Annotated in this window: 19 protein-coding genes; 6 read left to right on the top strand and 13 right to left on the bottom strand. The window is 63.9% G+C overall.

The window, feature by feature from the left end; translation table 11 throughout:
- Positions 1-72: 72 nt before the first annotated feature.
- Positions 73-408 (bottom strand): accessory factor UbiK family protein, encoded by a 336-nt coding sequence (locus tag LY622_RS00145; protein ID WP_234289028.1) that lies wholly within the window; start codon positions 406-408, stop codon positions 73-75.
- A gap of 284 nt (positions 409-692) precedes the next feature.
- Between LY622_RS00145 and LY622_RS00140 the strand changes: the two genes are divergently transcribed.
- From LY622_RS00140 to glnK, 3 genes are all read left to right on the top strand, one after another.
- Complete coding sequence (locus LY622_RS00140) at positions 693-1,031, top strand: P-II family nitrogen regulator (protein ID WP_234280141.1); 339 nt, start codon at positions 693-695, stop codon at positions 1,029-1,031.
- Between the two features lie 54 nt (positions 1,032-1,085).
- A complete protein-coding gene (locus LY622_RS00135) occupies positions 1,086-2,336 on the top strand; it encodes an ammonium transporter (RefSeq protein WP_234289027.1) in 1,251 nt (416 codons plus the stop codon).
- Between the two features lie 156 nt (positions 2,337-2,492).
- The gene (gene glnK / locus LY622_RS00130; protein WP_043518541.1) at positions 2,493-2,831 is read left to right on the top strand and encodes a P-II family nitrogen regulator; all 339 of its coding nucleotides are present in this window, start codon (positions 2,493-2,495) and stop codon (positions 2,829-2,831) included.
- 68 nt (positions 2,832-2,899) lie between these two features.
- Here glnK and LY622_RS00125 read toward each other — a convergent pair whose 3' ends face one another.
- A complete protein-coding gene (locus tag LY622_RS00125) occupies positions 2,900-3,676 on the bottom strand; it encodes a ferredoxin--NADP reductase (protein ID WP_234289026.1) in 777 nt (258 codons plus the stop codon).
- A 146-nt stretch (positions 3,677-3,822) separates the two neighbouring features.
- On the opposite strand from LY622_RS00125, the gene LY622_RS00120 reads away from it, so the two are divergent.
- A complete protein-coding gene (locus tag LY622_RS00120) occupies positions 3,823-4,749 on the top strand; it encodes a LysR family transcriptional regulator (RefSeq protein WP_234289025.1) in 927 nt (308 codons plus the stop codon).
- Between the two features lie 21 nt (positions 4,750-4,770).
- Here LY622_RS00120 and LY622_RS00115 read toward each other — a convergent pair whose 3' ends face one another.
- The 6 genes from LY622_RS00115 to phnD all read right to left on the bottom strand — a co-directional run bounded on the left by LY622_RS00115 (position 4,771) and on the right by phnD (position 10,981).
- A complete protein-coding gene (locus tag LY622_RS00115) occupies positions 4,771-6,831 on the bottom strand; it encodes a methyl-accepting chemotaxis protein (protein ID WP_234289024.1) in 2,061 nt (686 codons plus the stop codon).
- Between the two features lie 106 nt (positions 6,832-6,937).
- Positions 6,938-7,366 carry a host attachment protein gene (locus LY622_RS00110; RefSeq protein WP_234289023.1) on the bottom strand — a complete coding sequence of 143 codons (429 nt, stop codon included), beginning with the start codon at positions 7,364-7,366 and terminating at the stop codon, positions 6,938-6,940.
- Positions 7,367-7,475: 109 nt separating this feature from the next.
- On the bottom strand, positions 7,476-8,285 hold the full coding sequence (phnE, locus tag LY622_RS00105) for a phosphonate ABC transporter, permease protein PhnE (protein ID WP_234289022.1): 810 nt from the start codon (positions 8,283-8,285) through the stop codon (positions 7,476-7,478).
- Positions 8,279-9,097 carry a phosphonate ABC transporter, permease protein PhnE gene (gene phnE / locus LY622_RS00100; RefSeq protein WP_234289021.1) on the bottom strand — a complete coding sequence of 273 codons (819 nt, stop codon included), beginning with the start codon at positions 9,095-9,097 and terminating at the stop codon, positions 8,279-8,281. The genes phnE (LY622_RS00105) and phnE (LY622_RS00100) overlap by 7 nt, the downstream gene beginning before the upstream one ends.
- Entirely contained in the window at positions 9,084-9,890 is an 807-nt protein-coding gene (phnC, locus tag LY622_RS00095) for a phosphonate ABC transporter ATP-binding protein (protein WP_234289020.1), read from the bottom strand. The genes phnE (LY622_RS00100) and phnC overlap by 14 nt, the downstream gene beginning before the upstream one ends.
- Positions 9,891-9,979: 89 nt before the next feature.
- On the bottom strand, positions 9,980-10,981 hold the full coding sequence (gene phnD, locus LY622_RS00090) for a phosphate/phosphite/phosphonate ABC transporter substrate-binding protein (protein WP_234289019.1): 1,002 nt from the start codon (positions 10,979-10,981) through the stop codon (positions 9,980-9,982).
- 161 nt (positions 10,982-11,142) lie between these two features.
- On the opposite strand from phnD, the gene LY622_RS00085 reads away from it, so the two are divergent.
- Positions 11,143-11,733 carry a histidine phosphatase family protein gene (locus tag LY622_RS00085; RefSeq protein ID WP_234289018.1) on the top strand — a complete coding sequence of 197 codons (591 nt, stop codon included), beginning with the start codon at positions 11,143-11,145 and terminating at the stop codon, positions 11,731-11,733.
- 130 nt (positions 11,734-11,863) lie between these two features.
- Positions 11,864-12,292 (top strand): hypothetical protein, encoded by a 429-nt coding sequence (locus tag LY622_RS00080; protein WP_234289017.1) that lies wholly within the window; start codon positions 11,864-11,866, stop codon positions 12,290-12,292.
- A 74-nt stretch (positions 12,293-12,366) separates the two neighbouring features.
- Here the strand turns inward: LY622_RS00080 and LY622_RS00075 are convergent, their stop codons facing one another.
- From LY622_RS00075 to LY622_RS00055, 5 genes are all read right to left on the bottom strand, one after another.
- On the bottom strand, positions 12,367-13,095 hold the full coding sequence (locus LY622_RS00075) for an amino acid ABC transporter ATP-binding protein (RefSeq protein ID WP_234280155.1): 729 nt from the start codon (positions 13,093-13,095) through the stop codon (positions 12,367-12,369).
- A 107-nt stretch (positions 13,096-13,202) separates the two neighbouring features.
- Positions 13,203-14,303, bottom strand: coding sequence for an amino acid ABC transporter permease (locus LY622_RS00070; RefSeq protein WP_234289016.1), 1,101 nt, complete (start codon positions 14,301-14,303; stop codon positions 13,203-13,205).
- Positions 14,304-14,312: 9 nt separating this feature from the next.
- The gene (locus LY622_RS00065; RefSeq protein WP_234289015.1) at positions 14,313-15,503 is read right to left on the bottom strand and encodes an amino acid ABC transporter permease; all 1,191 of its coding nucleotides are present in this window, start codon (positions 15,501-15,503) and stop codon (positions 14,313-14,315) included.
- A 114-nt stretch (positions 15,504-15,617) separates the two neighbouring features.
- Positions 15,618-16,646 carry an amino acid ABC transporter substrate-binding protein gene (locus LY622_RS00060; RefSeq protein ID WP_234289014.1) on the bottom strand — a complete coding sequence of 343 codons (1,029 nt, stop codon included), beginning with the start codon at positions 16,644-16,646 and terminating at the stop codon, positions 15,618-15,620.
- A gap of 188 nt (positions 16,647-16,834) precedes the next feature.
- A complete protein-coding gene (locus tag LY622_RS00055; protein ID WP_439649569.1) occupies positions 16,835-17,842 on the bottom strand; it encodes an amino acid ABC transporter substrate-binding protein in 1,008 nt (335 codons plus the stop codon).
- Positions 17,843-17,944: the final 102 nt, after the last annotated feature.

The following is a 17,944-nucleotide window of genomic DNA, read 5'->3' as shown; positions in this document are numbered from 1 at the left end:
GCGGTCCCTCGCAGTCAGTGTGCTTGATCGCTACAGATTAGCACCGCTGCATAAAGGCCGCCGAGCGGCTCGTCAACGCCCGGCTTCGCCGCCGCCGGCGTCTTCCTCGGGTTGGCCGTCGTCGACTTTCGCCGCGGTCCCGGCGGTTGTTGCCTCGTCTGCGCGAGCCGCCAGCGCCGCCTCGAGTGCGCTTACCTGCTGCTCCAGCGCTTCCACGCGAATGCGAGTGCGCTGCATGACGTCCATGAGGATGTCGAAGTCCTCTCGCGACACCAGGTCCAGGCGGTCGAAGGCGCCGCGCACGACCTGCTGGACCCCCTTGTGGATCTCCTCGGGCGCCTGGGAAGCGCCCTGAAGGCGTTCGCCCAGCTGCTGGGCCAGCCGGCTGATGGGATCTTGACTCGCCATGGTTCTCTCTCCAACACAAAAGGTTGCCTACAGGATACGCAACGCCTGCCCGTGACGCATTCCCCTTCGCCGCTCCACCGTGAAGCACCTGCACCACCACCCCGCACCGATTTGGTGCACCAGCCGGCGTCAGGTCTCGAAAAGGTGGGCAACATGACCAGTCACCTCGTCACAACATATTGATACATATTGCATTTGAACCAGCCCGGCATACATCTCGCTTGGCAAGCATAACCAATGCGCCGGCCGAGTGCCGTCGTGCCATCCAAGCCGGGAGATTCGAGATGAAGCTCATTACCGCCATCATCAAGCCATTCAAACTGGACGACGTCCGCGAGGCCCTGGCCGACAACGGCGTCCAGGGCATCACCGTGACCGAAGTGAAGGGGTTCGGCCGTCAGAAGGGCCACACCGAGCTCTACCGCGGTGCCGAGTACGTGGTCGACTTCCTGCCCAAGGTAAAGGTCGAGGTCGCCGTGGATGATTCGCGCCTGGAAGGCGTACTGGAGGCCATCTGCGGCGCTGCCAACAGCGGCAAGATCGGCGACGGCAAGGTCTTCGTCACGCCGCTGGAGGATGTCATCCGCATCCGTACCGGCGAACGCGGCGCCGACGCCGTCTGATAACGACACCGCTTGCAATGACAAGCTGTTTTCTAGGGCTCTGGAGAGATTCCAATGACTGAACTGGCAGAGTTGAGTTACGCGCTCGACACCTTCTATTTCCTGATCTGTGGCGTGCTCGTGATGTGGATGGCCGCCGGCTTCTCGATGCTCGAGGCCGGCCTGGTGCGCTCCAAGAACACCGCCGAGATCCTGACCAAGAACATCGCCCTGTTCGCCATCGCCTGCACCATGTACCTGCTGGTGGGCTACACCATCATGTACTCGGGCAATGAGGGTGGCATCCTGCCCAACCTCGGCTTCCTGATCGGCGGCGAGAACAGCGTGGCGGCCGTCACCGCCGGTGGCGACGATGCGCCCTACTACTCGATGCGCGCCGACTTCTTCTTCCAGGTAGTGTTCGTGGCCACCGCCATGTCCATCGTCTCCGGCGCCGTCGCCGAGCGCATGAAGCTGTGGGCCTTCCTGGCCTTCGCCGTGGTGATGACCGCCGTCATCTATCCGGTATCGGGCTACTGGACCTGGGGTGGGGGCTGGCTGGACGCCGTGGGCTTCTCCGACTTCGCCGGTTCCGGCATCGTTCACCTGGCCGGTGCCGCCGCCGCCCTGGCCGGTGTGCTGATACTCGGCCCGCGCAAGGGCAAGTACGGCAAGGACGGCAGCATCCACGCCATCCCCGGCGCCAACCTGCCGCTGGCCACCCTGGGTACCTTCATCCTGTGGATGGGCTGGTTCGGCTTCAACGGTGGCTCGGAGCTGAAGCTTTCCGACGTGGCCTCTGCCAACAACGTGGCCCAGGTACTGGTCAACACCAACGCCGCCGCCGCGGGCGGGGTGATCACCGCGCTGATCCTGGCCAAGGTGTGGTTCCGCAAGGCGGACCTGACCATGGCCCTCAACGGCGCCCTGGCCGGCCTGGTGGCCATCACCGCCGAGCCGCTGGCACCGACGGCCCTGGGCGCCACCCTGATCGGTGCCGTGGGCGGCGCCATCGTGGTGGCCGCTATCGTCGGCCTCGACAAGCTGAAGATCGATGACCCCGTCGGTGCCATCTCGGTCCACGGTGTCGTCGGTATCTGGGGCCTGCTGGCAGTGCCGCTCACCAATGGCGACGCGAGCTTCGGTCCGCAGATCATCGGCGGCCTGGCCATCTTCCTCTGGGTATTCCTTGCCAGCCTGGCTGTCTGGCTGATCCTCAAGGCCGTGATGGGCATTCGGGTCAGCGAAGAAGAAGAGTACGAGGGCGTCGACCTTGCCGAGTGCGGCATGGAGGCCTACCCCGAGTTCAGCGTCGCCAACAAGTGACGACGCCAACCCCGTGAGCTGGCGTGCTCCACCTGGCCCCCTTGCGAGGGGGCTTTTTTCTTCCCGCTCGTCGCGGTGTATGCTTGAACCCAACGAAACCCTACACTGCGAAGGGCTGCACCCAGCGAGCCCACCCTGGATTACGAGGAAAAGACCATGAAACTGGTGACCGCCATCATCAAGCCATTCAAGCTCGACGACGTTCGCGAATCGCTCTCCGAAATCGGCGTTCAGGGCATCACCGTGACCGAGGTGAAGGGCTTCGGCCGCCAGAAGGGTCACACCGAGCTCTACCGGGGCGCCGAGTACGTGGTCGACTTCCTGCCCAAGGTGAAGGTCGAGATCGCCGTGGATGACGAGATGTCCGAGAAGGTCATCGATGCCATCACCCAGGTCGCCAATACGGGAAAGATCGGCGACGGCAAGATCTTCATCACGCCGCTGGAACAGGTGATTCGCATCCGCACCGGCGAAACCGGCAAGGATGCAGTGTAGTAAGAGAAAATAGGCGGCCAGAAAAAACCACCTGTCTGCACAGGTGGTTTTTCCGTCAGTGGCGGGATTTACTTCTCGACGAAGGCCCGCTCGATCACGTAGTCGCCGGGCTCGCCCATGCGTGGCGAGATATTGAATCCCAGGTCGTCGAGCAGGGCGCTGGTCTCGTCGAGCATCGCCGGGCTGCCGCAGATCATGGCGCGATCCTGCTTGGGGTCCAGCTGGGGCAGGCCGGTATCCTCGGCCAGCTTGCCGCTGCGGATATGGTCGGTCAGTCGCCCCATGGTGTGGAACTCCTCACGGGTCACGGTGGGGTAGTAGACCAGCTTCTCGCTGATCTCGTCGCCCAGGTATTCGTGAGCCGGCAGCTCCTTCTGGATGAAGTCGGCATAGGCCAGTTCGCTCACGCTGCGCACGCCGTGGATCAGCACGATCTTCTCGTAGCGCTCGTAGGCTTCCGGATCCTGGATCAGGCTCATGAACGGCGCCAGGCCGGTGCCGGTGGAGAGCAGATAGAGATTGCGGCCCGGTAGCAGGTCGTCGGTCACCAGCGTGCCGGTCGGCTTGCGGCTGACCATGATCTGGTCGCCCACCTTGAGATGCTGCAGCCGCGACGTCAGCGGACCATCGGGGACCTTGATGCTGAAGAACTCAAGGTGATCCTCGTAGTTGGGGCTGGCGATGGAGTAGGCGCGCATCAGCGGCTTGCCGTTCACTTCCAGGCCGATCATGACGAACTGACCGTTCTTGAAGCGCAGGCTGCGCTCACGGGTGGTGCGGAAACTGAACAGGGTGTCGTTCCAGTGGTGGACGCTGAGGACCTCTTCCAGGGCAAACTTGCTCACGACCGGCTCCTTGATATTCCATTGGCGAATAACGTCGCCGCTTCAACTTTGATACTAATTCTAAGCGCTCGCAGCATATCTGTTAAATGGGTAGTTTGGATAAAGCATATCTATAATGTGAATATGCCACTACCTGGAGAGATGCCATGCGCTACACCCTGCGCCAACTGGAAGTGTTCGTCGCCGTCGCCCAGCACGAGAGCGTCTCCCACGCCGCCAGGGTACTGTCGCTATCTCAGTCGGCGGCCAGCACGGCTCTCTCGGAGCTCGAGCGGCAGTTCGATTGCCAGCTGCTCGACCGTATCGGCAAGCGCCTGAAGCTCAATGCACTGGGCTTCCAACTGCTGCCCAAGGCCGTGGCCCTGCTCGACCGGGCCGAGGAAATCGAGGAACTGCTGCGCGGCCAGCGCGGCGTCGGCTCGCTGGACGTGGGGGCAACGCTGACGATCGGCAACTACCTTGCCACGCTGCTGATCAGCGATTTCATGCAGCGCCATCCCGACAGCCGGGTACGGCTGCAGGTGCGCAATACCAGTGCCATTATCGAGCGGATCGTGCATCACGAACTTGATCTGGGTCTGATCGAGGGTGATTGCCAGCATGAGGACGTGGTGATGCAACCCTGGGTGGAGGACGAGCTGGCCGTCTTCTGCTCACCGCGTCATCCGCTGGCCAATGTCGGCGAGGTGGACATGGACAAGCTGCTGCGTGCCGACTGGATCATGCGCGAGCAGGGCTCCGGCACGCGGCTGACGCTGGAGCATGCCACACGGCACCGGCGCGGCCGCTTCAACATCCTGCTGGAGCTGGAGCATACCGAGGGGATCAAGCGGGCAGTGGAGTCGGGGCTGGGTATCGGCTGCGTCTCGAAGCTGGCCCTGCGCGACGCCTTTCGCCGCGGCAGCCTGGTGCCGATCCCCACGCCGGAGCTGGACCTGAGCCGGCAATTCGCCTTCATCTGGCACCGCCACAAGTACCTCGCCACCGGCATGCGCGAATTCCTGCGGCTGTGCCGCCAGATGACGGAAGGGATACAGCGCAGCGACGAAATCGACCTGCCGCCGGTGCCCTGACCCCTCCCGCCAGCCACGCCGTCACTGGCGCAGCTTGAAGCCTCCGATCACGCCGGCCAGCCGGTCCGCCTCGTCGCTCAACCGCTCGGCGGCGGTGGTCGACTCCTCGACCATGGCGGCATTCTGCTGGGTCATGCGGTCCAGGTCCGCCACGGCCACGCTGACCTGGCTGATGCCGTCGCTCTGTTCACTGGCGGCCACGCTGATCTCGCCCAGCATGCTGGCCACACGGTTTACGCTGGCGACCAGCTCGCCCATGGTGGCCCCCGCCTGACCGACCAGCTCCGTGCCGGCGGCCACCCGCTGGCCGGAGGCCTGGATCAACCCCCTGATGTCCCGCGACGCCTCGGCGCTGCGAGTCGCCAGCTGGCGCACCTCACCGGCCACCACGGCAAAGCCCCGCCCATGCTCGCCGGCCCGCGCCGCCTCGACGGAGGCATTGAGTGCCAGCAGGTTGGTCTGGAAGGCGATGCCATCGATGACCTTGACGATGTCGCCGATCTGCCGCGATGCGTCGCTGATCTCATCCATGGTACTGACCACCTGGCCCACCGCCTCGCCCGACTGCTGCGCCACCTGAGCGGCCGACTTCGACAGGGCATTGGCTTCCCGTGACGAGGCAGAGGTATGTTCGACGGTACTCGAGATCTCCTCCATGGAAGCGGAGGTCTGCTGGAGGCTGGCGGCCGCCTGCTCGGTACGCCGCGAAAGGTCCTCGCCGCCCATGGCGATCTCGCTGGCCGCCAGGCGAACCGATTCGCTGCTGTCACGCACATCGATCAGCACGTCGTGCACCTTGTCGACGAAGGCGTTGAACTGCGCTGCCAGCTCGGCGCCTTCGTCACGCCCCTTCACGGGCAGCCGCTGGGTGAGGTCGCCATTGCCGGTGGCGATCCCGCGCATGCGATCGGCGAGCAGGCGCAGCGGTCGCGATACCCGACCACCCACGATCCACAGCGCCGCCATGCCCAGGGCCGCCAGCAACAGGCCCACCAGGCTCATGCCCAGGGTGTCGGTACGCCGTTGATCGTCGAGCAGATTCTGCAAGGCCGTCAGGTCACCCATCACCGCCCCCTCGGGCAGGCGGATCATCAGCACCCAGGGCGTCTCGCTCGCGCCGATGGTGAAGGGCTGGTAACGCTCGATCATGCCATTGCGAAACACACTGGCCGTGACACCCTGTTCGCGGGCCTGATCCACCGAGGCCAGGATGTCCGCTCCCAGTGCGTCAGCGGCCGGCATGCCCAGCCGTTCGGCATCGGCGGAATAGGCGGCCAGGCCACCCTGGCCGGCAATCAGGGCCAGTTCACCGGCACCGTCATAGAGCGAGGCACTGGCGGCTGCCAGCAGCTCCTGAATGAAATCCAGGGACAGGTCGACGCCGGCAACGCCGCGAAAGGCGCCATCCACCAGGATCGGCACGTTGAAGGAGGTGACCATCAAGGTTTCGCCGGCATAGTCATAGGGGGCCGGGTCGATGATGCAGGGTGCCAGGGTCTCCCGTGGGCAGAGATAGTATTCACCTTCGCGGACACCGCTGCCCAGCAGGGTGTCGCTCTCCATGGTGTCGCCCAGTGGCAGCACTTCCACGCTGCCACTGTCGGTGCGGTACCACCAGGGCATGAAACGCCCCGAGCCATCGTATCCCTCGGCCTCGCCCAGGTCGGCATGCAGGTCGTCTCGACCGAAGGCGTCGGGTTCCCAGCCGATGAAGGCGTCGAGCAGCGAAGGATTCCCGACCACGGCCTGGCGCACCAGGTTGGAGAGTTCGCGACGGCTCATGGACAGTGCCACGCGACCGCTGTCGTCGCGCTGTCCCATCAGGGCGTTGGCACTGGCCAACTGGGTGGCCAGGGTCAGGGCATGCTCCAGCTCACGCTGAATACGGCCCGCCTCGGCATCCGCCAACACCGCCAGGCGCTGATCGATGGCCCCCTCGAGCAGCCCCCGTGTGTGTGTCTCGACGGTCTGCTGGGTACGAGAGGAGGAGAACAGGCTATAGACGACCAGGGCCGCCACGACTGCCAGCAGGCAGGGACCGGCCAGCAGCACGACGAATTGGCGAATCGACTTGAGATGCATGGGCGCTCTCGCTGAAGAAGGATAAGCTCGGCGGCATCAAACCGCGGCTCTGCTCTCCTTGATATCGGCAAGGGCGCCCGACTCTTGAGGCGTAGCGTCGGTACGATCAGCGCATATCGCTGACCGCTTCCTGAATGTTCTCCAGTCCGGACTTGCTCAGGTCCTTGGCGAGGGTATGGATGACCAGCTTGCGGGTGGGAGCATCCAGCTCATCACGCAGTAGGCCGAGAAACTTGGGGGGGGCCACGAGAATCAGCTTGTCCATGAGATTCTCGACCCGAGCGCGGTAGATCCGCTCGGCCACCTGCTTGGCAAACAGCTGGTCTTCGTGCTCGGAGGCGATATCCTCGCGATAAGAGGAGCGTGAGCCGGGTCCCTTGGATTCGTGCACGTCGGCGCCGCCATCGGTCACCAGATCTCCCTCGTGCAGCCTCCCTGCCGGGTGCACGAGACTTTCCTTCTCCTGCAGCTTGAGGGCATCGCGTGTAAAGACACGCGCCCGTGCTGCATCGGCCACCACGATATACGTTGTCATAGCCTCTCCTTGATACGAATTGACGGAAGGGCGCGCCATGGGGCGATGCCCCGCCTCCCCCTTCAACATGGCAAGGTGGGTCCCCGCGGTCAAACCGCTCGCGTCCCCCCTAGATAACCTTGCGCCGCAGAATGCTGGTAATGGCTTCACCGAACAGCACCAGGATGATAATGGCGATCAGGATGGTCGCCACGGTGGGCCAGGCGAAGGTGTCGATGGAACCCTGAAGCAGGACCCCGATACCACCGGCACCCACCAGTCCCAGCACCGTGGACTCGCGGATGTTGATGTCCCAGCGCAGTATGACGATGGCGAAGAAGGCCGGCATGACCTGGGGCACGACAGCATAGGCGATCACCTTGAGCTTGGAGGCACCAGTGGCCTCCATGGCCTCCACCGGGCGGCGGTCGATCTCCTCGATCGCCTCGCCCATCAGCTTGCCGATGAAGCCGATGGAACGGAACATGATCGCCAGGATCCCCGCCAGCACCCCGGGGCCGAAGATCGCCACGAACAACAGCGCCCAGATGATGGTGTTCACCGAACGGCTGGAGACCAGGATGAAGCGCCCCAGCCACAGGCAGGCGCGGTTCGGCGTGGTGTTCTGGGCGGCGATGTAGGAGACCGGCAGGGCGATGAAGATCGTCAGCATCGTCGCCAGCGTTGCGATATGCACCGTCTCGATCATGGCGCCGATGATCTGCTCCAGCCGCCGCGGGTCCGGCGGCCACATCCGCGCACCGAGACTCGAGATCTGGTTGGGCGCATCCCACACCCAGGGCCAGAAGATGTCGATATCGCGAACCGCCCAGTAGACCACCATCACGGTCACCAGCAGCACGGCATAGCGGATCAGGCGCTCCTTGCGATCATAGCGATGCCAGATGCGGTCGGCGAGGGCTTCGGTTCGATCTACCATATCTTCTTCCTCACCCAGCCGCTGATGCCTTCACTGACCAGGATCACAGCGATAATGATCAACAGGATAGCGAACGCGAAGTCGTAGTCGTAGCGTCCGAAGGCATTCATCAGGGTGCCGCCGATCCCCCCTGCCCCGACGATCCCCACCACGGCCGAGGCACGCAGGTTGCTGTCGAGCTGGTACATGGAAAGCCCCACCTGGCGCGGCAGGATCTGGGGGAAGACGGCGTAGACCAGAATCGAGAAATAGCCCGCACCGGTCGCCTTCATCGCCTCGACCTGACCCCAGTCGATCTCCTCGATCTCCTCCGCCAGCAGCTTGCCGACGAAGCCGATGGAGTAGAGGGTCAGGGTCAGCACGCCCGCCAAGGGGCCGAACCCCACCGCTGCCACGAACAGGATGGCAACGATCACCGGATGGAAACTGCGCGAGACGATGATCACCGCACGGCCGAACAGGTAGATCGGCAGCGGCGCAATGTTGCGTGCCGCCATCACCGCGAAGGGAATCGACAGCGCAACCCCCAGCAGGGTTGCCAGGATGGCGATCTGAAAGCTCTCCTTGAACCCGGTGAGCAGCAGGCCGCCGCGCTCGAAGCTCGGCGGGAAGCCGCTGCCGAAGATCCGTGCCGCCCGCGGCAAGCCCTCGGCAATGCGCTCCCAGTTGAACGGCAGGCTGCCGAAGGCCCAGATCAGATAGACCAGCACCACCAGCCACAGCCCATAGCGAAGGACCGGATTGGCGATGAAGGAAGGCTTGCGCCAGGTTCTGGGCCCCGGCGTCGTGCCGGATACGTCAGGTCTCGTCATGAGGCACCCTCGGTTCGGCTTTGTCGGGCTCTGCGGCGAGCTCCTCTTCAGGTGCCTCGATACCGCCATAGATGGCGTCCAGCGCATCCTTGTTGAAATCGCTCGGCGCCCCGTCGAAGATCATCTTGCCGTGACGCAGGCCGACGATGCGCTCGGTGTAGGCCTTGGCCTGGGCGACGTTATGGATATTGATCAGCACCGGCAGCGACAGTTCGCTGGCCAGGCTCTGCAGCAGCATCATGATCTGCTCGGAGGTCCGCGGATCCAGTGACGCCGTCGGCTCGTCGGCCAGCAGGATCTCGGGCTCCTGCATCAGCGCCCGCACGACGCCGACCCGCTGACGTTCGCCACCGGAAAGCTCGTCGGCACGCTTGTTGGCGTAGTGGGCGATGCCTACCCGCTCCATGAGCGTGAAGGCACGTTCGATATCCTCCCGAGGGTAACGCCTCGAGATGGCCTGGTAGAGGCTGACGTAGCCGAGCCGGCCCGCCAGCACGTTCTCCATCACGGTCAGGCGGTCGATCAGGTTGAAACCCTGGAACACCATGCCGATCTTGCGCCGGGCCCGACGGAGCGCAGCCCCTCTCAGCTTGACCAGCTCATTGCCGTTGAGCCGGATCGAGCCCGAGGTCGGCTCCACCAGTCGGTTGATACAGCGCAGCATGGTGCTCTTTCCCGCCCCCGATGCGCCAACGATGGAGACCACGCTGCTGCCCTCCACCACGAGATCCAGATCTTGCAGCACCGGTTCGTCATTCCCGTAGCGCTTGACCAGCTTGGAGATCTCCAGCATTCATCCACCTCGCTATGCAGAAACCGACCCCCGGCCAGAGGCCGGGGGCTCACACCGTCTCGGACAGGAGACCCGCGGGTCTGTCAGGCTTACTCCTGGTCCAGGTCTTCGCGGGTGTAGCGGACATTGTTGGCCGCCTGGATGGTGCGGATCACCTGCCAATGCTCCTCGTAGTTGATGGGAATGAACTTCTCCACACCCTCGAACTCGTCGCCCAGGGCGGTTCCAACGAAGTCGAAGGAGAAGAAGGCTTCCTCGATCTTCTCGATCAGGTCGGGATGCAGGTTGTGGGCATAGTTGTAGGAGGTGGTCGGGAAACGGTCCGACTCGTAGATGATCTTGACGTCCTCCTCGTCGTAGAGGCCGCGGGCGGCCATGCGCTCGACCACCTCGGAGGCCACCGGCGCGGCGTCATAGTCACGGGCAACGACGCCAAGCATCGACTGGTCATGGCTGCCGGAATAGACCACCTCGTAGTCCTCGTCGGGTACGATACCGAGTTCCGGGAACAGCGCGCGGGGCGCCAGGTTTCCGGAGTTGGAGGTGGGCGAGGTGTGTGCCACCCGCTTGCCCTTGAGGTCCTCCATGTCATCGATACCGGAATCGACGTGGGTGTAGACCTGCAGGGTATAGCCGAACTGGCCGTCGTCGGACCCCATCAGGGCGAACGGCACCGCGCCGGCCAGGTTCACCGCAAAGGGTGTCGGCCCGGTGGAGAAGCCAGCGATATGCAGCCGCCCGCTGCGCATGGCCTCGACCTGGGCCGAGTTGGACTGCACGGCGAAGAAGCGCACGTTGCGCCCGGTCACCTCCTCGAGGTGATCGATGAACGGCTGCCAGATATCGGAGTAGATGGCCGGGTCTTCCACCGGGGTATAGGCGAAGATCAACGTGTCGGGGTTGGCCCACTCGGACTCATCGGCCGGCCGGTCGGCAACCATGTTGCCGTCTTCATCGCAGTAGAGATCGTCCAGGTCGCCACGCGGACAGTCGGCGTGGGCCTGGGCCGACATGAGCATGGCCAGGGGCAGCAGGGAAGAGATGGCCAGCGTGGCCAGGGGGTGCTTGTTTACGGTGCTGTATGCTTTCATGGCGTGACTCACTTTGCGTACGTTGTTATTGGAACGTTCGAGAGAGTTTTCGTTGCAGGGTGCCAGTGGGTCGCCCGCATGATTGATCGAAATCGAACATGTGAGCGCGCGTGATGATCATTATCGAAACTAAAGATCAATCTAGGTAGTATGACGATAGCATGTCAAACAGATTCCTCAACGCCACGACGCCACGGCGCAACCGTTACCTCCTGATGCGACACGGCCATAGCCAGGCCAATGCACAGGGGCTGATCGTCAGTACCCCCGAGCGGGGCCTGGCGGCCTTTGGCCTCTCCCCCCAGGGCATCGCCCAGCTCGACGCCCTGCTCGCCGACTGGCGCTGGCCGACACCCACGCGGATCCTTCATTCGGATTTCCTGCGTACCACCGAGACCGCGGCCCGGGTGGCAACCCATTTCACGCTGCCGCTGCAGAGCGAGCCTCGCCTGCGGGAAAGGCACTTCGGCGACCTTGAAGGCCAGGCGGACGACCGATACCCCCGAGTCTGGGCGCTGGATGCACGCAGCGCCGAGCACGTCGAACATGGCGTGGAGAGCGTCGCCAGCGTGGCCGAGAGGATGCAGGCAGTGATCGAGACACTGGAGCATTCACTGGACGGGGAAACGGTGCTTCTGGTCAGCCACGGCGATCCGCTGCAGATACTGCTGACGGCCCTGGAGGGCCGGCCGCTCCGCCGGCACCGCGATCGAGAGCCGCTGGCTCCCGCCAGTTTGACTGTGCTGCCGTGAGCCAACCGACACGATAGCCAGCATCTACGGCTGCACCCGGCTATCATCTGAGGTAGCATTCTGCATTGTCGGGCATGGAGGCCGGCGAGATTCATCGTGCCACGATGTGCACTCTACGGGAGGATCCCCGATGCAACAATTCCTGTTTCCCCGCCGTCCGCTCTCTCGCGGCACCCTGATTTTCTGCCATCTACTGCTTCAGCTCGGCCTGTTGACCGCCGCCGCACTCTGGTTGATGCCACGCACCCCGGTGCTGGCGTCAACCGACTGGGTAACGGCCTGGCCGGCCCTGGCAGTCGGTGGCGGCCTCTGGCTGCTGGGCGCCATGACCCTGCGCCTGCTCGCCGAGCTGTGCCTGCTGCCCCATCACTTGAAAGGCCGGCCCGGCTTCGCACCTGGCGATGTGATGACACGCTCCTTCGAACGCCGGCCTGCGGTACACGCCGAGGATGCGGCCTGGACCAGCGAGGCGCGCCACCTGGAGACAGAAGCCAGCGTGGTGGGAAGCGCCCGGATCACGCGTCCCGCCGAGCCATTTCGCCCCCAGGGCATGGGCTGACCTTCTGCCCGGCCCATGAGCCCAGGCCGTGAAGCCAGCGCGTGACGTGACGGCTTCGGGCAGGTCCGACACCCTCAGTGACCCAGTATCTGGCTGAGGAACAGCTGGGTACGCTCGGACTGGGGGTTGTTGAAGAAGGGCTCCGGGGCGTTTTCCTCGATGATCTGCCCCTGATCCATGAAGATCACCCGGTCGGCCACGGTCTTGGCGAAACCCATCTCGTGGGTCACGCAGAGCATGGTCATGCCCTCGTTGGCCAGCTCGACCATGACGTCGAGCACCTCCTTGATCATTTCCGGATCGAGCGCGGAGGTCGGCTCGTCGAACAGCATCACCTCCGGGTGCATGCACAGCGAACGGGCGATGGCGACCCGCTGCTGCTGGCCCCCCGAGAGCTGCCCCGGATACTTGCGCGCCTGCTCGGCGATCTGCACCCGCTCGAGATAGCGCATGGCCAGCGCCTCGGCCTCGCGGCGTGGCTTCTTCTGCACCCACATGGGGGCGAGACAGCAGTTCTCCAGCACCGTCAGGTGCGGGAAGAGATTGAAGTGCTGGAACACCATGCCCACGCTGCGACGAATCTGCTCGATGCGCTTGATGTCCTGGGTCAGCGGGATACCCCCGACCACGATCTCGCCCTGCTGATGCTCTTCCAGATGGTTGATGCAGCGGATCAGCGTCGACTTGCCGGAGCCCGAGGGCCCGCAGATGACGATACGCTCGCCACGCTTGACCTCGAAGTCGATATCGCGGAGCACGTGGAAGTCGCCGTACCACTTGTTGACGCCGCGCATCTCGACCATGGGTGTCTCGGTGCCGGCCTTGGGAGTTGTCGCCTGTTCACTCATCGTTGTTGTCTCTCAATAAGGTGCTCTTGGGAAGCGCTGCGCAGCATGGAACCGGTCTCTCATCAGCGTCGGTGTCCGGTATGCAGCTTCCGTTCGAGATACTGGCTGTAGCGCGACATGCTGAAACAGAAGACCCAGAACATGAAGGCGGCGAACACATAGCCTTCCAGGGCAAAGCCCAGCCAGCGGGAATCCGACAGCGCCGCCTGCACGATACCCAGCAGGTCGAAGAGCCCGATGATCATGACCAGGGTGGTGTCCTTGAACAGCGAGATGAAGGTATTGACGATGCCCGGAATCATCATCTTCAACGCCTGGGGCAGCACGATCAGGCCCATGCGCTTCCAGTAGCCCATGCCCAGGGCCGCCGCGGCCTCTTCCTGGCCCCGCGGGATCGCCTGCAGGCCACCCCGTATCACTTCGGCCATATAGGCACTCTGGAACAGGGTGATACCGATGAAGGCGCGGATCAGGCGGTCGACGCTGACCCCAGTGGGCATGAACAGCGGCAACATCACCGAGGCCATGAACAGCACCGTGATCAGCGGTACGCCGCGCCAGAACTCGATGAACACCACGCAGAAGCTCTTGACGATGGGCATCTGCGAACGCCTGCCCAGTGCCAGCATGACGCCGATGGGCAGGGCGCCCACCATGCCCACCACCGCCAGCACCAGGGTCAGCATCAGCCCACCCCAGCGGTGGGTCTCCACCACGCGCAGGCCAAAGTGGCCGCCGTAGAGCAGGAAGTAGGCCAGCAGCGGAAAGCCCACCAGCGTCGCCACCGCCACCCAGCGCTTGAAAGGCAGCCGCGGTATCGCCAGCCAGGCGATCAGCCCGGCGAAGATGGCGAAGGTCAGGTTGACCCGCCAGATCTCGCTGCCCGGATAGAGCCCATAGATGAACTGGCCGAGACGGGCATTGACGAAGACCCAGCAGGCGCCCTCCCGGGAGCAGTCGTCGCGGCTGGTGCCGATCCAGTCGGCGTTGATGAAGGCCCACTGGATCGTCGGCGTCAGCAGGATATAGAGCAGGTAGAACCCCAGCAGGGTGAATACCGTGTTCACCGGTCCGCTGAAGAGGTTGGCACGCAGCCAGGCCACCGGGCCAACGGTGCTCCTGGGTGCGGGGCGCGCCTCGATCATCTTTTCTTGAATTGTCATGGCGCTCTCCTAGCGTTCCACCAGCGCCACGCGGGCGTTGAACCAGTTCATGAACATCGACACCAGCAGGCTGATGGTCAGGTAGACCGCCATGGTCATGGCGATGACCTCGATCGCCTGCCCCGTCTGGTTGAGCGTGGTCCCGGCGAACACCGACACCAGGTCCGGATAGCCGATGGCGGTGGCAAGCGAGGAGTTCTTGATCAGGTTGAGGTACTGGCTGGTCAGCGGTGGAATGATGACCCGCATGGCCTGCGGCACCACCACCAGGCGCAACACCAGGTTGCGCGGCAGGCTGAGCGCCTGGGCGGCCTCGGTCTGGCCATGGGAAATCGCCTGGATGCCCGAGCGCACGATCTCGGCGATGAAAGACGCGGTATAGATCGACAGGGCCAGCCACAGGGCCAGGAACTCGGGAATGATCGTGATGCCACCGCGGAAGTTGAAGCCGGTCAATTGCGGCACATCCCAGGTCACCGGCACGCCGGTGGCGACCAGTACCAGCAGCGGCAGGCCGAGTATCAGCCCCAGCGAGATCCAGCCCGCCGGGAAGCGCTTGCCCGTGGCCTCGTGGCGACGCTTGTTCCACACCACCAGGGCGATGCTCGCTGCCACGGCAATGCCCAGGGTCAGGGGAATCAGTCCGAAGCCGGATTCGAACAGCGGCTCGGGCAGGTAGAGACCACGCACGTTGAGGAAGACCACCTCGCCCAGCGACAGGCTGTCGCGGGCACTCGGCATGGTCCGCAGCACGGCGAAGTACCAGAAGAAGATCTGCAGCAGCAGCGGTATGTTGCGGAATATCTCGATGTAGGCATTGGCCAGGCGGGCGATCAGCCAGTTGGGCGAAAGCCGGGCGATGCCCACGGTGAAGCCGATGATCGTGGCCGCCAGCACCCCCAGCGCCGACACCAGCAGGGTGTTGAGCAGTCCTACCACGAAGGTGCGGCCGTAGGTGCTCTGGGAGGAGTAGTCGATCAGGCTCTGGACGATGCCGAAGCCGGCCGTATTGGACAGGAAACCGAAGCCGGTCGTGATGCCGCGAGCGGCCAGGTTGGCCTGGGTATTACCGATGATATAGAGCAGGAAGGCAGCCACTGCAGCAATCAGCAATACCTGGAAGATCAGTGCGCGCTTGGCGCGATCACGCCAGAAAGGCGGTTTTGGGCCCACTGGATGGGCCTGTGGTCGAACGGACATGAAGGGACTCTCCGCCTGGATCCGTCAAGCAGGTATCAAGCCCCGGGCCGGGATAGCCGGGCCGGGGCATAACAAGGCTCGGGGCGCCATCAAGCGACGCCCCGGACGGTTCGATCAGCGAATCGGCGGTGCGTACTGAATGCCACCCTGGGTCCACAGGGCATTGATGCCGCGCTCGATCTGCAGCGGGGAGTCCATGCCCACATTGCGCTCGTAGCTTTCGCCGTAGTTACCCACCTGGCTGATGATGTTGTAGGCCCAGTCGGCCTCGAGGCCCATGCCCTGGCCATAGTTGCCGTCCTCGCCCAGCAGGCGGGCAATATCCGGATCCTCGGAGGCGAGCATCTCGTCGACGTTGTCGCTGGTGATGCCCATTTCCTCGGCGTTGAGCATGGCGAACAGCGACCACTTGACGATGTTGAACCACTGGTCGTCACCCTGACGAACGACCGGGCCCAGCGGCTCCTTGGAGATGACTTCCGGCAGGATCACCGAACCGTCGGGGTCGGAGAGCTGGATGCGCAGGGCCGCCAGCTGGGAGGTGTCGGAGGTCAACACGTCGCAGCGGCCGGCCTCGTAGCCACCCACGGTCTGCTCGGAGGTATCGAAGACGATGGGATCGAATGTCATGTCGTTGGCACGGAAGTAATCGGCGACGTTCAGCTCGGTGGTGGTGCCGGACTGCACGCAGACCGCCGCGCCGTCGAGCTCAGTGGAGCTGGAGACACCCAGGTCGCGATTGACCATGAAGCCGATACCGTCGTAGAAGTTCACGCCGGCGAAGTTCAGGCCCAGGGTGGTGTCGCGGGTGGTGGTCCAGGTGGTGTTGCGCGAAAGCAGATCCACTTCGCCGGACTGCAGCGCGGTGAAGCGCTCGACGGCGTTCAGCGAAATATAGCGCACCGCCTCGGCGTCGCCGAAGACGGCGGCGGCCACGGCGCGACAGACGTCGACATCGAGCCCCTGCCACTCGCCCTGGTCGTCCGGTGCGGAGAAGCCCGGCAGGCCGTCACTCACGCCGCACTGAACGGCACCGCGCTCGCGCGTATTGTCGAGCGTATCGGCAGACGCCGCGGAAACGGCACCCAGTGTCAAAGCCGCTGCGGATGTCAGCAGTAGCCACTTGTTCTTGTTGTTGCGCATGAGGGTCCCTCGATAACAATAGTAGCGTATGAATGATGCATGCCGAGGCATGTGCCACGCACCTTAGCAAGGTTTCTTCCGTCACAGGGATAGTCCAGTCGAAACCCTTATTCAACGATCCGCCCGAAGAGGATCTCCCTCGACGGCCAGACCCTGCCAGTGCCACCGCCTAGCCGTCACACTCGGCCTCAACGCACCGGCGGCGCGTACTGGATGCCCCCATCTGTCCACAGCGCATTGAGGCCTCGGGCGATCTTGAATTCGGAACCAGCGCCGACGGTGCGGTCGAACATCTCGCCGTAGTTACCCACCTGGCTGATGATCTGATAGGCCCAGTCGGCCTCGAGCCCCATGCCCTCGCCGTAGTTGCCGTCACGCCCCAGCAGACGCGCGATATCGGGATCCTCGGAATCGAGCATCTCCTCGACGTTGGCCTGGGTGATGCCCATCTCCTCGGCGTTGATCATGGCGAACAGCGACCACTTGACGATATTGAACCACTGGTCGTCGCCCTGACGGACCGCCGGACCCAGTGGCTCCTTGGAGATGATGTCCGTCAGTACCATGGCGCTGTCGGGATCGGGCAACTGCATGCGCTGGGAGTAGAGCTGGGAGGCGTCGGAGCTGAGCACGTCGCAGCGCCCCGCTTCGAAACCGGCAATCGCCTGTTCGGGGGAGTCGAACACGATGGGGTTGTAGCTCATGTCATTGACGCGGAAGAAGTCCGCCAGGTTGAGCTCGCTGGTGGTACCGCTCTGGGTGCAGACATCGGCTCCGTCCAGCTCCAGTGCGCTGTTGATACCCAGGTCGCTTGCCACCATGAAGGCCTGGCCGTCGTAGTAGCTGACCCCGGTGAAGTTGACGCCCATCGTGGTGTCCCGGCTCGATGTCCAGGTCGTGGTGCGCGACAGTACATCGACCTCTCCCGACTGGATTGCCGTGAAGCGCTCCACGGAATCCAGCGGCACGAAGCGCACGCTCTCGGCATCGCCCAGCACCGCGGCGGCAATGGCGCGACAGACATCGGTATCCAGCCCCCGATAGGTATCCTCGTCATCCAGCGCCGAGAAGCCCGGCTGGGCGGCGTTGACGCCACAGCGCACATGGCCCTGGTCGCGTACGTCCTCCAGAGTGCTGGCCTGTGCCAATCCAGTGGCGCCAAGGGTCAGCAGTATCACCGGCATCAGCCGAGCCATCGTGTTGTTGTCGTTCATGCGGTTCATCCTTGCCATGGTGGGTCATGCGGGGGCCGGTGGAGATGCCTCCCGTATTACCATTAGCCCATATACCCACCACTT

The organism is Halomonas alkalisoli, assembly GCF_021412585.1.
GTDB lineage: Bacteria > Pseudomonadota > Gammaproteobacteria > Pseudomonadales > Halomonadaceae > Halomonas > Halomonas alkalisoli.
The sequence above is the reverse complement of the archived record's forward strand: the minus strand, read 5'-3'. Positions and strand labels throughout refer to the sequence as shown.

Bases quoted from the DNA above. Each gene is read 5' to 3' on its own strand.
- LY622_RS00145 (WP_234289028.1), bottom strand. From the start codon at position 408: ATGGCGAGTCAAGATCCCATCAGCCGGCTGGCCCAGCAGCTGGGCGAA.
- LY622_RS00140 (WP_234280141.1), top strand. From the start codon at position 693: ATGAAGCTCATTACCGCCATCATCAAGCCATTCAAACTGGACGACGTC.
- LY622_RS00135 (WP_234289027.1), top strand. From the start codon at position 1,086: ATGACTGAACTGGCAGAGTTGAGTTACGCGCTCGACACCTTCTATTTC.
- glnK (WP_043518541.1), top strand. From the start codon at position 2,493: ATGAAACTGGTGACCGCCATCATCAAGCCATTCAAGCTCGACGACGTT.
- LY622_RS00120 (WP_234289025.1), top strand. From the start codon at position 3,823: ATGCGCTACACCCTGCGCCAACTGGAAGTGTTCGTCGCCGTCGCCCAG.
- LY622_RS00115 (WP_234289024.1), bottom strand. From the start codon at position 6,831: ATGCATCTCAAGTCGATTCGCCAATTCGTCGTGCTGCTGGCCGGTCCC.
- LY622_RS00110 (WP_234289023.1), bottom strand. From the start codon at position 7,366: ATGACAACGTATATCGTGGTGGCCGATGCAGCACGGGCGCGTGTCTTT.
- phnE (WP_234289022.1), bottom strand. From the start codon at position 8,285: ATGGTAGATCGAACCGAAGCCCTCGCCGACCGCATCTGGCATCGCTAT.
- phnE (WP_234289021.1), bottom strand. From the start codon at position 9,097: ATGACGAGACCTGACGTATCCGGCACGACGCCGGGGCCCAGAACCTGG.
- phnC (WP_234289020.1), bottom strand. From the start codon at position 9,890: ATGCTGGAGATCTCCAAGCTGGTCAAGCGCTACGGGAATGACGAACCG.
- phnD (WP_234289019.1), bottom strand. From the start codon at position 10,981: ATGAAAGCATACAGCACCGTAAACAAGCACCCCCTGGCCACGCTGGCC.
- LY622_RS00085 (WP_234289018.1), top strand. From the start codon at position 11,143: ATGTCAAACAGATTCCTCAACGCCACGACGCCACGGCGCAACCGTTAC.
- LY622_RS00080 (WP_234289017.1), top strand. From the start codon at position 11,864: ATGCAACAATTCCTGTTTCCCCGCCGTCCGCTCTCTCGCGGCACCCTG.
- LY622_RS00075 (WP_234280155.1), bottom strand. From the start codon at position 13,095: ATGGTCGAGATGCGCGGCGTCAACAAGTGGTACGGCGACTTCCACGTG.
- LY622_RS00070 (WP_234289016.1), bottom strand. From the start codon at position 14,303: ATGACAATTCAAGAAAAGATGATCGAGGCGCGCCCCGCACCCAGGAGC.
- LY622_RS00065 (WP_234289015.1), bottom strand. From the start codon at position 15,503: ATGTCCGTTCGACCACAGGCCCATCCAGTGGGCCCAAAACCGCCTTTC.
- LY622_RS00060 (WP_234289014.1), bottom strand. From the start codon at position 16,646: ATGCGCAACAACAAGAACAAGTGGCTACTGCTGACATCCGCAGCGGCT.
- LY622_RS00055 (WP_439649569.1), bottom strand. From the start codon at position 17,842: ATGGCTCGGCTGATGCCGGTGATACTGCTGACCCTTGGCGCCACTGGA.